The following is a 15731-nucleotide window of genomic DNA, read 5'->3' as shown; positions in this document are numbered from 1 at the left end:
ATGAAGATCAGAATCCAAGACTTTATGTGTTGGGTTCTGATTTTTTAGATTAGAAATAAGAAAAGAAATAAAAAGATGAAGTTGAAATCGACAATTGTGATCCTTCTAATGATGATCACGGGAACAATTTTAGCCCAAAAAGGTACTTTGACCGGGGTAATACAAGACAAAGAATTTAATGACGTACTTCCCTTCGCCAATGTAATTGTAAAAGGAACAAACAGCGGGACTACTACAGATTTTGAAGGAGCCTATGAGCTTACGCTAGAACCTGGAAATTATGTGATCGTTTTTTCATTTATTGGTTATGAAACCATTGAAGTTACGGATGTTGTAATAAATCCAGGCAAAGTAACAGAACTAAATACTTCTTTGGGGCCATTATCAAATCAACTAGATGAGGTAGTTGTATCTGTTAAAACAGCAGAAAATACCGAAGCATCTATGTTAGATGTACAAAGACGTTCTGTAAATTTACTCGATGGGATGTCGGCGCAGAGTTTTAAAAAGGTAGGGGCCAGTAACCTTGCTTCTGCCGTTAGAAATGTTCCCGGTGTATCTGTTCAAGGTGGAAAATATGTATACGTTAGGGGTTTGGGAGATAGATATACCAAATCAATCCTTAATGGAGTTGATATTCCTGGATTAGACCCTGATAGAAATACAGTTCAAATGGATATTTTTCCTACCAATATTTTGGAGAATGTTCAAGTTGTAAAATCGTCTACGGCAGATCTGCCTGCAGATTTTACGGGTGGTATGGTCAATATTATAACCAAAGAATTACCAAATAGTGAAGAGTACAGTGTCTCGCTTGGGATTCAATACAATCCTAATATGAGTTTTAATTCGAACTTTTTGAGCTCACAAGGAAGTAATGGAGATAAATTTGGTTTTGATAGTGGATTGAGAACCTTACCAATAAATCGTCAGCAATATATTCCAACACCATCTGATAAAAATCCATTATTGACTGTTATTACAGAACAATTCAATCCCGAAATGAAGGCTAAAAGAAAGGACAGTTATATGGATACGAATTTTGGTTTCACTGCCGGAAATCAGTTCAATATCGGGGAAGATAAAAAATTGGGCTATTTGGCATCTTTTTCTTACCGTGAACAGTATATTTTTTACGAAAATTTTGAAAATGGTTATTACCGAAAATCCTCTGACAAATCTGTTAATGAGCTCGAATTAGCCACAGGGCAGATAGGAGATGTGGGAAGAAACAATATTCTTTGGAGTGGTTTGGCAGGATTAACTTTAAAAACCACAAAAAGTAAGTACAAACTCAATTTTATGCATATTCAAAATGGTTTGTCTACAGCAGGTTATTTGCAACAAAGAATTCTTTTTGCTGATGCTGTCGAGGTTTTTAAAGACAATATTGAATACAAACAAAGTCAAATTTCCAACGCTCTGCTCACAGGAAAACATTCTAACGAGGATGGATCTTGGGTGACAGAATGGAAATTATCTCCAACCTATTCAAGAATTGATGATAAAGATGTACGGGTTACGCCATTTAGATACGAACCTGATACAGATATTTATAGTATAAGTCCGAGTTCTGCCGGTAACCCTTCTAGAATCTGGAGAAATTTAGAGGAGATCAATGCGGTTGGAAATGTCAATGTGCAAAAAAGACACACTTTATTTAACAAGCAAGCAAAACTTATTTTTGGAGGTGCATATACTTTCAAAAACAGAGATTTTAGCATCGATAATTACAGAATAAGACTACAAGGTGGGGCTGGACAAGAATTTAGGGGAAATGCAGATGCTTTGTTAGAACCTGAGAATATTTGGACGGTTAAATCAGGTATTGGATCTTATGTAGAAGGAAACTTCGAACCGGCAAATACTTATGATGCTACCCAAACGGTTGCTGCAGTTTTTGTTTCCGAAGAGTTTCAGATCACAGAAAAATTGAAATCGATTTTAGGAGTAAGATTTGAGAAATTCGATCACTATTATACCGGGCAAAATAACTTTGGAGATGTGGTATATGACAATCAAAAGGTACTTGATAAGGCCGATTTTTTCCCATCGCTGAACTTAATTTACGGCGTAACAGATCATACAAATTTGAGAATGTCTTATGCGAGAACAACCGCAAGACCCTCTTTTAAAGAAGCCTCTATTGTTCAAATTTTTGACCCGCTTTCAAGTTTGACGTTTAACGGGAATATAGATCTTCAACCTACTTATGTAGACAATATGGATTTACGTTATGAAAGGTTTGGAACGAATACTCAGATGTTTGCTGTAAGTGGATTCTTTAAAAACTTCACAGATCCTATTGAGTTGACCTATTTCTTGTCTGCGACAGATCAATTACAACCCAAAAACCTTGGAAATGCGATTGTTTATGGTGCAGAGTTTGAAGTGAGAAAGGATTTTGGCTTTTTTGGCGAAGCTTGGGAGGATTTGAATTTTAGCATGAATTTATCTCTCATTAAATCTGAATTGGAAATGAGTGAAGAAGAATTAGAAGCCAGAAGATTGAGTTTAAGAGATGGTGAGAGACTTGAAAAGACAAGAGAATTGCAGGGACAATCGCCCTATTTGGTAAATTTTGGATTTAGTTATGGTAATGACGAAGGAGGTTGGCAAGCGGGTTTATTTTATAATATGCAAGGAGAAACACTAGAGGTTGTTGGAACGGGAGACGTACCAGATGTGTATACTATGCCATTTCATAGCTTAAATTTTAACCTCACAAAATCTTTTGGGAAAGAATTAAATTCCAGCATCAATTTCGGTATAAAAAATATCCTCGATGATGATTTGGAAAGTAAATATCAATCCTTCAAAGCACAGGATCAGATCTTTTCAAGATTGAGCCCAGGTAGAGGTATCTCTCTCGGCTATGCTTATAAATTCTAAAAGATAATTTTTATTTCTTTTCTGGCTATCCGATTTTTTGTCGAGAATTGGGTAGCCTTTTTTATGTTTACTTTTGAGGATTATTTTCATAAAAATTAAAATAGCCCTCATGAACATAAAAAATATTTTGTTTTTGGACATTGAAACTGTTCCTGAAACCCAGAGTTTTGCAGAATTAGATCCCCTTAAGCAAGAACTCTTTTCAAAGAAAACAGCTTATCAAAGAAAAGATGAAATAACGGCAGATGAGTTCTATGAACGCGCCGGTATTTGGGCAGAATTTGGAAAGATTATATGTATCTCTGTCGGTTTTTTTGATCTCCATTCGGAAAAACCAGCATTTAGGATCAAGTCTTTTTTTGGAGATGACGAACGAAAAATTTTATTGGCGTTTAAAAACCTCCTCGACAAGTTTTTTTCGAAACCCGAACAGGTACTTTGTGCTCATAATGGCAAAGAATTCGACTTTCCTTTTATCGCAAGGCGGATGATCGTGCACTCGATAGCTTTACCCGAAAAACTACAACTATTTGGCAAAAAACCTTGGGAGGTGGCGCATCTCGACACCATGGAAATGTGGAAATTCGGAGATTTTAAACATTACACTTCCCTCAATCTACTCACAAATATTTTGGGAATCCCGTCCCCAAAAGAAGATATCGATGGAAGTCAGGTGGCGAAGGTGTATTACGAAGATCAAGACTTACTTCGAATCGTAAAATATTGTGAACGAGACACTTTGGCAGTAGCTCAGGTATATTTACGATTAACTCATCAACCCATATTAGAGGAAGATCAGGTTTTGTTTGTAGAAAATTAATCTTCCAGTTTCATAGATATTTCCAGCCAACGATTCTCTTTTTGCGCTAGTTCTTCCATAACCGTTTGCAGTAAAACAGACTTTTCACCAATCTCATTTTCCGGCACTTTATTTTCTGCAAAGAGGTTTTCTATTTCTTTTTTTCGCTTCTCGAGTTTTGCAATTTCATTTTCCAGTCGGCCAAATTCTTTCTTATCAGAATAAGACAAGACAGACTTTTTTTCTACCGTTTTTTCTGAGGGTTTTGATGAGGTGTTTTCTGAAGGGCTTGAATCTTCATAAGCGCGATAATCGGAATAATTACCAGGAAAATCGAGTACATTTCCATTTCCTTCAAAAACAAATAAATGGTCTACAATTTTATCCATAAAATATCTGTCATGTGAGACCACTAACAAATTTCCCGGGAAATCGAGCAAGAAATCTTCTAGTACCTGCAGCGTAACAATATCCAAATCATTGGTGGGCTCATCTAAAATCAGAAAGTTTGGATTTTGAATTAAAACCGTACATAAAAATAGTCGCTTAATTTCTCCTCCCGACAGTTTTTCTACAAAATCGTATTGTTTTTTTCTGTCGAACAAAAATCTTTCTAAAAGCTGTCCGGCACTAATTTTTCGGCCTTTGGTCAGTGGAATATATTCACCAAATTTTTGAATCACTTCGATCACTTTTTCACCCGGAATTACTTCTAATCCTGCTTGACGGTAATAACCAAATTTGACTGTTTCTCCGATGGATACTTTACCTGAATCTAAAGGAATCTGACCCGTAATGATGTTTAAAAAAGTAGATTTCCCTGTTCCGTTTTTTCCAATGATGCCAATTCGTTCCCCTCGCAAAAAGTTATAATCGTATTTATCAAGCAAGACAAGGTCTCCGAACGATTTAGAAACTTTATGAAGTTCTACGTTTTTAGAACCTAAACGTTCCATATTGATTTCCAATTGTACGCGATGGTCTTTTCTTCTTTGAGAAGCTACTTCTTTGATCTTAAAAAAGTCATCAATTCTCGATTTGGATTTCGTGGTACGAGCTTTTGGCTGTCGTCGCATCCATTCCAATTCATCTTTAAACAAACTTTTGGCTTTTTCTACGGTTGTTTGTTCGTTCATTTCGCGCTCCTCTTTCTTTTGTAAGAAATAAGAATAGTTTCCTTTGTAGCGATATAATTGCCCGTTATCTAATTCGATAATATCATTACAAACCCGTTCCAGAAAATACCTGTCGTGCGTTACCATAAACAAAGTCATATTTTCTTTGTGGAGGTATTTTTCTAACCATTCAATCATTTCTAGGTCTAAATGGTTTGTAGGTTCATCCAAAATAAGCAGGTCAGGTTGGTTGAGCAAAGCAATGGCTAAGGCAAGACGTTTTTTCTGACCTCCAGATAGGTTTTTAATCAATTGATGAATGTCTGATAAACCTAGTTTAAATAGAATCTGCTTGTATGTTGTTTCATAATCCCAAGCTTGGTGAAGTTCCATTAATTCAAAAGCTTTTTGGTAAGCTTCTGCGTCATTTGGATTTTCAAGGGCATGTTCGTACTGGGCAATAATTCTCAAAGTTTCATTTTCTGCGGACAATATCGTTTCCTCTATGGTTAAAGCCGTATCCAAAGCATCTTTTTGCGATAAATAGGCAATTCTTAAACCGTTTCTGGAAACCACATTTCCCGTATCAGGCTCATCTAAACCAGCAACGATATTCAACAGTGTTGTTTTCCCTGTCCCATTTTTGGCGACCAAAGCAATTTTCTGGTCTTTATTGATACCAAAAGACAGGTTTTCAAAAAGGACACGTTCTCCAAACGATTTGGATATATTTTCAACAGATAAGTAGTTCACAACAAAGATTTGTGCAAAAGTAAGTCAATTTTGCACATTTGCAGACACCTAAAAAAGATTCAAATAAAACTATCCTTCAAATTCAAATTGAAAGGTAGTCTGATAATTTTCCCATTCTTCTTTCGTTTCGATCTTTTTATGATCGTCATTCAAAAAAAGTTTGAGATACAATTCTAATTGTTTAGGTGTATGATATCCCGGAATGGGCATAATGGGCAAGCCTTGCTCATCAAAGAAGTAAATGGTTGGATAAGCGGTAATTTGAAGGGCTTGTGCTAATTGATGTTGCGCGTTTCGCCCCGTACTCGAAGGATTAAAATCGGGATTGCTAAAAGCCTGATCTTGATAACTCAGATTTTCATTTCCTTCAGCGTTAAATTTTACTGCATAAAAGTTTTTATTTACAAAATCACTGACGTCTTTATTTTGAAATGTATTCTTATCCAACATTTTACAAGGACCACACCACGTTGTATAAACGTCCATCATTATTTTTTTCGGATTTGTTTTTTGCGCCTCAATGGCTTCTGGTAAAGACATCCAATTGATTTTATTTTCTTGAGCTTTGATACCCAAAAAGATAAATAGCATACCGATAAAAATCCAATTCTTCATTTTAAAACCATTTTAACCCTACTGGGAACAATAAGAATGCCAAAAATACCAATTTATTGTATTTCCATCGTTTTAAGATCTCCTTGGGTAACATTAATTACTTATCGTACACCGTGCATTAATTTTTTGATCACTGGATAAAGTACTGCGGATAGCACACCCAAACCAATGGCAATACCCGTAAGTAACCAAAAGAAATGACTTAATCCTTTTTCTTGGGCAATTGCTTCAGACGTTTCACCAAAAATACCGGCCATTTTCATTCCAATCGCAACGGCTAAATACCAAATACCAAACATCATGGCAATCATTCTCCCAGGCACCAACTTACTCACATAAGATAAGGCTACCGGAGAAACACATAGTTCTCCCATGGTATGGAATAAATAAACTAGAATAAGCCAAATCATACTTACTGAAGCTGTTTTTGCACCCGCCGGAATAGAGGCGGAGCCAATGGCTACCCAAGCCATACCCAAGCCCAATAAGATCATCCCAATGGCATATTTCATGTTGGCATTAGGATTGTATTTACTCTCCCACCATCTTGAAAATAAAGGAGCAAGGGTAATAATAAACAATGAATTTAAAACGCCAAACCATGAAGCTGGAACTTCGGCAACATCTTTTTTAAACTCTTCACTTAGCATCCAGATAGCAATGGCCCATATGATGACAAAACTGAAGGATAAAATGATGTTTGAAAGTGCATATTTTTTAAAGGTTTTTTTGAATAATTGTAATAAAACCCAGGTGATAATTCCAAGAGGAACAATTGTCATCAAAGAGTTTACTATTTTAAAGGTAAAGCCAGAACTACCCTCCAAAACACGTTGTGTATAATCACGGGCAAAAATAGTTAAAGAACCAGGAGCTTGCTCAAAAATGGCCCAAAAGAATATAGTAATAAATGCAAAAAAGATAACCGCCAACATTCTATCGCGTGTTACTTTGCTATATTTTGGGATTCGTATGAACAACAATAAGATAAACAAGGCAAGGGCTAAAAGAATAATAAAATTAGGGCCATCCAAACCAAAAATTGAAAAATTGAAGAGGTTATAGGCGCCTTCTGATATTTTAGACACCGGATCATTTAAAATCCAGGCAAGACCGAGTGCCGCTGCCACAAAGATTAAAACCAACTGAAAGTTAGTAAAAGGATTTAGTTTATCTCCATTTTCATCAACTGATGCTAAAGCGTTTTTGTCATCTTTTTCAACTTTAATTGGCTTTTTACCGATATCACCAAAAATATTTTGAGCAAACCAAAATTGTAACAAGCCAAAAAACATAAAGATTCCTGCCAGTCCAAATCCCCAGCTCCAACCTACTTTTTCACCCAGGTAACCACATAAAAGGATTCCTAAAAAAGCTCCGGCATTTACACCCATATAAAAAATGGTATACGCACCATCTTTCTTTTCGGGTTTTTCTTTGTACATCTCCGAAATAATCGAAGTCATATTGGGTTTAAAAAAACCGGATCCAAAGACCAATAGTGTTAAACCTGTGTAGATAAAGAATGGTGTTTCTAAAGCCATACTGGCATGACCTAAGGTCATGAGTAATGCTCCAACAACCACAGCCCATCTAAAACCTATAATTTTATCTGCAAAATAACCACCTAATAATGTTGATAGATAAACAAGTGAGGTATAGGTACCGAAAATAGCAAAAGCATGCTCTCTGGGCCAACCCCAGCCACCATCAATGAGAGCGGCGGTAAAGAACATAACCAAAAGCGCGCGCATACCGTAATAGCTAAAACGCTCCCACATTTCTGTAAAAAATAGGATAAATAACCCTGCAGGGTGACCTATTACCTTGTCTTTAAATAGGTTTTCAACATCTGTATTCATAAATAGTAATTTTCAAATCATAAAAAAACCTCAAAGCCAAATGTCTTTGAGGCGTATTATTTAATGGGAGGCTAGTTCTTCTTTTTCTTTATCTGTTACTATATGCTCATTGTCTTCCGCGCCATGTGTTAGTGCTTCGAGTTTATTAATAAACAACATGACCAGCAGACCAAAAGCAACGCAGAAAATAGCAATTCCTGTAAATACAGTAAACTCACCTAATTCAGAGGCCGATTCTCCTAAAAGACCTGCTACTTTATTACCTAAACCAGTTGTTGCGAAATAAATACCCATCATTATGGAGGCGTATTTTAGAGGTGCTAATTTGGTAATAAAAGATAAGGCGACTGGAGACAATGAAAGTTCTCCGAGTGTATGAAACAAATAAGCAAGTACGAGCCAATACATAGCCGAAGAACCATTTGCTTCAAATTGTGCGGATGCTGCTGACATAAAAAAGAAACCTATTCCCATCACAATGAGACCAATGATCATTTTAAAAATAGAGGAAGCTTTTTTGCCTTTTAATTTTCTATTGGCCCAAAAGGCAGCAACAACAGTACCCAAAATGATAATAAAAAAGGCATTGAGTGATTGAAATGTTGAGGCAGGTATTTCAAAACCTAAAAGAACCCGGTCTGTTTTTTCTTTGGCATAGATATTCATCAAACCACCGGCCTGCTCAAAGGCACCCCAAAACACAATGACCAGCAAAAATGATATAAAAAGTACAACTAATCGGTCTTTTTCAATTTTGGTGAGCGGTCTTTTAAGTGCAGCTTGTTCTTCGGGATCTTTTGAAACACCAATAAAATTACCCACATTCTTGAGGTATTTTTGTCCGTATAAATATTGAAATAATCCTAATGCCATTCCAATTCCGGCGAGACCAAATCCATAGTGCCAACCGTGTACTTCGCCCACATAACCTACTATTAAACTCGATAAAAAAGCACCAATATTAATTCCGATATAAAAGATCGTAAATCCTTTGTCTCTTCTAATATCCCCTTTGGGATAAAGTCCTCCAACCATGGTTGAAATATTTGGTTTTAACATACCCACTCCTAAAATAATTAAGGCAAGACCGGTATAAAATGCCCACATTGCCTGAACGGCAAGAATTCCATGACCCGCAACCAGTAAAATACCTCCGTATAGTACAGATTTTTTTTGCCCCAAGTATTTATCTGCAATCCAACCTCCGGGTATAGAAGCTAAGTAAACAAGCATCGTATACCAACCATAAAGAGCAAGTGCTTCAGTATTTGTCCATCCTAAACCTGGGTTGGCATCAGTTGTCTTTTGTACCAAGTATAAAACCAATATGGCTCGCATTCCGTAATAAGAAAAACGTTCCCACATTTCGGTAAAGAATAGAATGAATAGACCTTTTGGATGTCCAAAAAGTTCTTGTTGTTCTGGAGCTTTTGCATTAGCATCATACATGATTTAAGCTATTTTAAGGGTTTGTAGATGAAAAACCTTCGGTTTTTCCGAGTGATTCACGGATAAATTTAGTCATTTTTTCAAACAAATGTAATCGCGTGTTTTCACCCTCATTAATACCATGTGAGCGATCAGGATAAATAAAGAAGTCAAAATCTTTATTTTCTTTTATCAAGGCATTTACCATTCGCATAGAATTTTGGACATGTACATTGTCATCGCCTGAACCGTGGATCAATAAATAGTCTCCTTTTAGCAGGTGTGCAAAATTGAGGGGCGAGTTTTGATCGTAACCATTTGCATTTTCTTGAGGTGTTTGCATATAGCGTTCTGTATACACAGCGTCATAAAATCGCCAGGAAGTTACAGGTGCCACTGCAATCGCCATTTTGAACACATCAGCCCCTTTGGTAATGGCCAAAGAACTCATATAACCACCATAGCTCCAACCCCAAATACCAATTCTGTTTTGATCGATATAATTTAGTTTACCTAGTTCAAGGGCAGCTTCTATCTGATCAGCAATTTCGTATTTTCCTAACTCTTTATAAGTTACCTTCTTGAAATCACGCCCCTTAAATCCTGTACCACGTCCATCTACAACAGCTACAATAAATCCGTTTTGTACCAGCATGGCATGGTAATAATCTCGGTAATTAAACCAAGAATTGCTCACCGATTGAGAACCGGGTCCGGAGTATTGATACATCAACAAAGGATATTTTTTTGAAGGATCAAAATCTATCGGTTTCATGATGAACATATTGTATGTTCCATTTTTGGTTTTCAACTCTGAAATCTCTTTATTTGGTATTTTATAGTCCAGGTTTTTTTTCTCTAGTTCTGAATTGTCTACAATCGATTTCAGAATTATTCCAGATTTGGCATCATTTAAAGTGTAAGATGTGGCAGAGTTTACGTTAGAGAATTCATTGACATAATAATTGAAACTATTGCTAAAGAAAGCATCATTTGTTCCAACTTTCTCACTGAGTTTCCTCTTGTCGCTGCCATTTATTTTTATGGAATAAACACTTCTGTTCACTGAACCTTCTTCAGTAGATTGGTAAAAAACAGTTTTAGATTTTTCGTCAAAACCGTAATAGTTGGTCACCTCCCAATCTCCTTTGGTAATTTGATTAATCAATTTTCCTTGGCTATTATAATGGTACAAGTGATAAAAACCATCTCTTTCACTCATCCATATAAAACTGTTGTCACCCAAAAATGTAAGTTCATCATTAATATCTACATAGGCATTGTCTTTCTCATTTAAAATTACTTTGGATTTTAATGACTTTCCATCCACAAAAATTAAATTAAGGTTGTTCTGATGTCTGTTTAACGTGGTCACAGAAAGCGTGTTTGGTTCATTGGTCCATTGAATTCTGGGAAGATAATATTGCTGATCTTCACCAAGTGCCACTTTTTTTAGCTGATTGGAAGACAAATCATAAAGGTGTAAACTCACCAATGAATTATTCTCTCCGGCTTTAGGATATTTAAAAGTCAATTGATCGGGGTAAAGTTGATCGCCATATATGTCCATAGAAAACTCAGGCACATCAGTTTCATCAAAGCGTATAAAGGCAATCTTATCAGAATTTCCATTCCATTCAAAAGCCCTCACAAAAGAAAACTCTTCTTCATACACCCAATCTGTGATACCATTAATAATTTTATTTCGTTCTCCATCCTTCGTGATCTGAGTGGTTTTTCCACCTGACAAATCTTTAACGAATAAATTGTTATTCAAAGCATAAGCTACTTTGCTGCCATCGGGAGAAAAAGTGGGCTCTTGAATTTTATGATCGCTAATTTTTTCGATTTTTTTAGTAGCAATTTCATAGACATAGAAAATGCCCAGTTCAGAATGTCTAAAAACACTTTCAGTGTCTGTTCCTATGATAACTTTGGTTTCGTCACGGTTAAAAACATAATTATCAAATGAGGGTAATCCTAAGTCCTCGCTCGATACAATCGTTTCTATTTTTGAAAGTGTGGCATAATCAAATTTATCTAAGCTTATGCCATTTCTATAGTAATTCAGCAGTGTAAAAAAGTCTCCATTTTGCATAGAATGAAAGGCTTCCAAACTGTTTTCACTAAAAGTTGCATCGGTAAATATATCTTCTAAGGTAATTTTTTGTTGTGCTTGCAAAAATGAAAAAACAAGCAAAAAAAGAATACTAATTTTTCTCATTGATATGAAATTATCTGCTTTTAGCTGCCAATTTTACGGAAAAATTATGGATTGGAAGCAGCATTTTATCATCTTTTAATTACTTTAACTAAGCTGATGCATTATCTTTGTATTTCACTTATTTTCTATATAAATGACAAAATTAATTGCGGGTTTTTCCAAGTTTAGTAAACAGCAGAAAATAGATTGGCTGGCAGAAAATTTCTTTCAAGAAAAGGAAAAAGGAATAGAAGTTTTAAAAAAATATTGGAATGCGGATGAAAAGCTCCAGTCTCTTCATGATGAATTTATCGAAAACACCATTTCCAATTTTTACGTTCCTTATGCCATAGCACCTAACTTTATTATTAATGGGAAGACTTATACAATACCGATGAGCATTGAAGAAAGTTCTGTGGTGGCAGCAGCGTCATTGGTGGCTAAATTTTGGAGTTCTCGCGGAGGTTTTAAGGCCAAAGTTCTTTCTACCACAAAAGTTGGACATGTTCATTTTATGTACGCCGGAGACAAAGAGGAATTGCAGAGAACTTTTAAACAGATCAAACCCAAACTCTTTGAAGAAACCGCGGCGATTACTGAAAACATGCGAAAGCGAGGAGGGGGAATTTTAGATATAGAACTAATAGACAAAACATCTGATTTAAAAGACTATTATCAATTATACGTCACTTTTGAGACCAAAGACAGCATGGGTGCAAATTTTATAAATTCATGCTTGGAAAAGATGGCCAACACGATTAAAAATGATGAAATACAAATTGTTATGAGTATTTTATCTAATTATGTTCCAGAGTGTTTGGTACGTGCAGAAGTCAGCTGCAAAATAGAGGACTTTTTTGACGAAAACCCTAGGTTTTATGCACAAAAATTTGTGCAGGCGGTCCAAATTGCGGAGGTTGAACCATATAGAGCGGTTACCCATAATAAAGGTATCATGAATGGAATAGACGCCGTTGTTTTGGCTACAGGCAATGATTTTAGGGCAGTTGCGGCTGGAATTCATGCATATGCGGCAAGAGATGGTCAATATAGAAGTTTGACGCATGCAAAAATTGAGGGCGATGAATTTCGTTTTTGGATAGAAATTCCTTTGGCTCTGGGTACAGTTGGCGGATTGACAAAATTGCATCCTTTGGCAAAACTATCACTTGAAATGTTGCATCAACCCTCGGCAGAAGAACTGATGCAAATTGTAGCCGTTGCAGGTTTGGCACAAAATTTTGCCGCAATAAAAGCTTTGACAACTACAGGAATTCAAGAAGGTCATATGAAAATGCACCTCAATAATATCCTGAACCAATTAGAGGCGAATGTACATGAAAAGAAAATCCTTGTCGATCAGTTTAGAGGAAAAACAGTTTCATATAATGAGGTAGCAAATGCCTTGCACAAACTCAGATTAGCATAAAAAATCATAATCAATAACTATCTAACGATACAGAGAATCTATGGTTGAAGAAAAAAAACTGCAGAATTCTGTGTATCTTTGATTAAATTAAAAAATAACCACTAAAACGAATAAATTATGTCATTTCAATTGCCAAAATTACCCTACGCATACGATGCTCTTGAGCCACATATTGATGCGAGAACTATGGAAATTCATCATACAAAGCATCATAACGGATATACAACGAACCTAAATAATGCTATTGCAGGAACAGATCTTGAAGGAAAATCAATAGAAGATATACTAACGGGATTAGATCTGAACAATGCTGCTGTTAGAAATAATGGAGGAGGTTTTTATAACCATGATCTTTTTTGGTTGGTGATGTCACCAGACGGAGGAGGCCTACCTACCGGAGATTTGGCTAAAGCAATTAACGATGCTTTTGGAAGTTTCGACGGTTTTAAAGATGCCTTCTCAAAAGCAGCAGCCACAAGATTTGGATCTGGTTGGGCCTGGTTGTGTGTACACAAGGGTGGAAAAGTAGAAGTTTGTTCTACTGCTAATCAAGACAATCCCCTTATGCCCGGAATTGGTTGTGCAGGAACACCGATTTTAGGATTAGATGTTTGGGAGCACGCTTACTATTTGAATTATCAAAACAGACGTCCTGATTATATCAACGCATTTTTTAATGTGATCAATTGGGCAGAAGTATCAAAAAGATACGGAGCAGGTAAATAAAAGGTAGTACATAAATTAAATGGAACCACGGAATTTTCCGTGGTTCTTGTTTTTTAAAGACTACTTTTGTTCTTCTAAATAGAGTTTCGTGAGCTCCAGAAAAATTGCTTTTATTTTTGCCTTTTTAGCCTCACTTTTTTATGGTGCGGCATTTACGGTTGCCAAAGATGTTATGCCCACTTACATAAAGCCATTTGGCTTTATTTTACTTAGGGTTTCTGTAGCCGGTCTTCTTTTTTGGCTTGTAGGTTTGACGATTAAAAAAGAGAAAATTCAGACCAGAGATTTTATCAGAATCTTTTTGGCTGCCTTTTTCGGCTGTGCTTTAAACATGCTTACTTTTTTTAAAGGATTGAGTATGACAACACCCATAAGCGCAGCAGTGATCATGGTGATTACTCCAGTTTTGGTATTGAGTTTTTCGGCATTGATCCTCAAAGAAAAAACAACACCGCTTAAAATTCTCGGTATTTTTATTGGTTTAAGCGGCACCTTGTTGCTGATTTTATACGGTCAGAAATTAGAACTTGGCAAAAGTGGAATGATGGGTAATTTCTTGGTTTTTTTCAATGCGGCCTCTTATGCTCTCTACCTCATTTTAATCAGAAATCTTACCCAAAAATACCACCCCCTAACGTTTGCAAAATGGATTTACCTCTTTGGATTTTTTCTGGTTCTTCCTTTTGGTTTTGCAGAACTCAAACAAGTAAACTGGCAGGCATTGCCCAATGCAGCATGGATTGGAATGGGTTACATTGTTCTAATAACAACATTTTTAACCTATATGTTCAATATGTTTGCACTGCGCGAACTAAAAGCAACCACCCTGAGTATTTTTATTTATTTACAACCGGTAATCGCTAGTATTTATGCCATTCTTGTGGGAAGCGATTCTTTGAATTTAATTAAAGTATTGGCTACGATACTCATTTTTACGGGTGTTTATTTGGTCACTTCCAAGCCAAAAACAAAAACGCGTGAAACGACTTAAAATTTGCTCTGATTTCAAAAGCTCGAAATTGATTAACTTTGCGCAAATTAAATTTTCTCTATGATCTATTCCATGACTGGTTTTGGCAAGTCGATATTACAATTGCCTTCAAAAAAAGTAACTGTAGAAGTAAAATCATTAAACAGTAAAAACCTTGATGTAAACGCAAGAATTCCTTCACTTTATCGAGAGAAAGAAGGTGACATTCGCAGACTTTTGTCAAAATCATTAGAAAGAGGTAAAATTGATCTGAGCATTTATATAGAACAAACAGAAGAAGAGCAAAGTACTCGGATTAACGAATTATTGGTGCGAAATTATATCGGACAGCTAAAACAGATCAATGACGGAATAGAAGAAGACTATTTGTCGATTGCCATGCGGTTACCTGATGTCTTAAAAACTGAAAGAGAAGAACTAGACATAGAAGAATGGGAAGGCGTAACAGCTACCATTGAAGATGCTGTTAAAGGCTTAACTGAATTCAGGCTGGAAGAAGGAAAGTTTCTTGAAGCAGATTTAATTTTGAGAATAGAAACCATAGAAAAACTACTTGACGAAGTTATAGCCTTAGATGAGGAGCGATTGGTTTTAGTTAGAGAAAGATTGCGTAAAGCTATTTCTGAACTGACGGTTACCGTGGATGAAAATCGATTTGAACAGGAATTGATCTATTACTTAGAAAAACTCGACATTACCGAAGAAAAAACAAGATTGACCAACCATTTGGATTATTTCAAAAAAGAAATGAAAACCCAACTTTCTAATGGAAAGAAGTTAGGGTTTATTTCACAAGAAATCGGTCGAGAAATAAATACCATTGGATCAAAAGCGAACTTTGCCCCCATGCAAAATTTGGTGGTTCAAATGAAAGACGAACTGGAAAAAATAAAAGAGCAATTGCTCAATATTTTATAG

11 protein-coding genes are annotated in these 15731 nt (G+C 36.0%); 6 read left to right on the top strand and 5 right to left on the bottom strand.

Going from position 1 to position 15731, the window contains the following annotated elements; translation table 11 throughout:
- Positions 1-75: 75 nt before the first annotated feature.
- On the top strand, positions 76-2892 hold the full coding sequence (locus ACFQ39_RS04865; RefSeq protein WP_377176861.1) for a TonB-dependent receptor: 2817 nt from the start codon (positions 76-78) through the stop codon (positions 2890-2892).
- A gap of 109 nt (positions 2893-3001) precedes the next feature.
- Positions 3002-3712, top strand: coding sequence for a 3'-5' exonuclease (locus ACFQ39_RS04860; protein ID WP_377176860.1), 711 nt, complete (start codon positions 3002-3004; stop codon positions 3710-3712).
- On the opposite strand, the gene ACFQ39_RS04855 is transcribed toward ACFQ39_RS04860, so the two are convergent.
- The 5 genes from ACFQ39_RS04855 to ACFQ39_RS04835 all read right to left on the bottom strand — a co-directional run bounded on the left by ACFQ39_RS04855 (position 3709) and on the right by ACFQ39_RS04835 (position 11688).
- Entirely contained in the window at positions 3709-5559 is a 1851-nt protein-coding gene (locus ACFQ39_RS04855; protein ID WP_377176859.1) for an ABC-F family ATP-binding cassette domain-containing protein, read from the bottom strand. The two genes, ACFQ39_RS04860 and ACFQ39_RS04855, sit on opposite strands and share 4 nt — an antisense overlap.
- A 69-nt stretch (positions 5560-5628) precedes the next feature.
- Positions 5629-6174 (bottom strand): thioredoxin family protein, encoded by a 546-nt coding sequence (locus ACFQ39_RS04850; RefSeq protein WP_377176858.1) that lies wholly within the window; start codon positions 6172-6174, stop codon positions 5629-5631.
- 101 nt (positions 6175-6275) lie between these two features.
- Positions 6276-8036: a peptide MFS transporter gene (locus ACFQ39_RS04845; protein WP_377176857.1), complete on the bottom strand. Its 1761-nt coding sequence runs from the start codon at positions 8034-8036 to the stop codon at positions 6276-6278.
- A gap of 60 nt (positions 8037-8096) precedes the next feature.
- Positions 8097-9485, bottom strand: a complete 1389-nt coding sequence (locus ACFQ39_RS04840; protein WP_377176856.1) for a peptide MFS transporter — start codon at positions 9483-9485, stop codon at positions 8097-8099.
- 13 nt (positions 9486-9498) lie between these two features.
- Complete coding sequence (locus ACFQ39_RS04835; RefSeq protein ID WP_377176855.1) at positions 9499-11688, bottom strand: S9 family peptidase; 2190 nt, start codon at positions 11686-11688, stop codon at positions 9499-9501.
- 133 nt (positions 11689-11821) lie between these two features.
- Here ACFQ39_RS04835 and ACFQ39_RS04830 point away from each other — a divergent pair, with 133 nt between their 5' ends.
- The 4 genes from ACFQ39_RS04830 to ACFQ39_RS04815 all read left to right on the top strand — a co-directional run bounded on the left by ACFQ39_RS04830 (position 11822) and on the right by ACFQ39_RS04815 (position 15731).
- Positions 11822-13096 (top strand): hydroxymethylglutaryl-CoA reductase, degradative, encoded by a 1275-nt coding sequence (locus tag ACFQ39_RS04830; protein ID WP_377176854.1) that lies wholly within the window; start codon positions 11822-11824, stop codon positions 13094-13096.
- Between the two features lie 117 nt (positions 13097-13213).
- Positions 13214-13822: a superoxide dismutase gene (locus ACFQ39_RS04825; RefSeq protein WP_377176853.1), complete on the top strand. Its 609-nt coding sequence runs from the start codon at positions 13214-13216 to the stop codon at positions 13820-13822.
- Between the two features lie 88 nt (positions 13823-13910).
- A complete protein-coding gene (locus ACFQ39_RS04820; protein WP_377176852.1) occupies positions 13911-14813 on the top strand; it encodes a DMT family transporter in 903 nt (300 codons plus the stop codon).
- Between the two features lie 60 nt (positions 14814-14873).
- Positions 14874-15731 carry a YicC/YloC family endoribonuclease gene (locus ACFQ39_RS04815; RefSeq protein WP_377176851.1) on the top strand — a complete coding sequence of 286 codons (858 nt, stop codon included), beginning with the start codon at positions 14874-14876 and terminating at the stop codon, positions 15729-15731.

This window comes from Namhaeicola litoreus, from assembly GCF_042679565.1.
GTDB lineage: Bacteria > Bacteroidota > Bacteroidia > Flavobacteriales > Flavobacteriaceae > Namhaeicola > Namhaeicola litoreus.
This window is presented reverse-complemented; position numbering and strand designations above follow the sequence as displayed.

What these genes read in the sequence shown, in the direction of transcription:
- ACFQ39_RS04865 (WP_377176861.1), top strand. Translation starts at nt 76, where the DNA reads ATGAAGTTGAAATCGACAATTGTGATCCTTCTAATGATGATCACGGGA.
- ACFQ39_RS04860 (WP_377176860.1), top strand. Translation starts at nt 3,002, where the DNA reads ATGAACATAAAAAATATTTTGTTTTTGGACATTGAAACTGTTCCTGAA.
- ACFQ39_RS04850 (WP_377176858.1), bottom strand. Translation starts at nt 6,174, where the DNA reads ATGAAGAATTGGATTTTTATCGGTATGCTATTTATCTTTTTGGGTATC.
- ACFQ39_RS04845 (WP_377176857.1), bottom strand. Translation starts at nt 8,036, where the DNA reads ATGAATACAGATGTTGAAAACCTATTTAAAGACAAGGTAATAGGTCAC.
- ACFQ39_RS04840 (WP_377176856.1), bottom strand. Translation starts at nt 9,485, where the DNA reads ATGTATGATGCTAATGCAAAAGCTCCAGAACAACAAGAACTTTTTGGA.
- ACFQ39_RS04835 (WP_377176855.1), bottom strand. Translation starts at nt 11,688, where the DNA reads ATGAGAAAAATTAGTATTCTTTTTTTGCTTGTTTTTTCATTTTTGCAA.
- ACFQ39_RS04830 (WP_377176854.1), top strand. Translation starts at nt 11,822, where the DNA reads ATGACAAAATTAATTGCGGGTTTTTCCAAGTTTAGTAAACAGCAGAAA.
- ACFQ39_RS04825 (WP_377176853.1), top strand. Translation starts at nt 13,214, where the DNA reads ATGTCATTTCAATTGCCAAAATTACCCTACGCATACGATGCTCTTGAG.
- ACFQ39_RS04815 (WP_377176851.1), top strand. Translation starts at nt 14,874, where the DNA reads ATGATCTATTCCATGACTGGTTTTGGCAAGTCGATATTACAATTGCCT.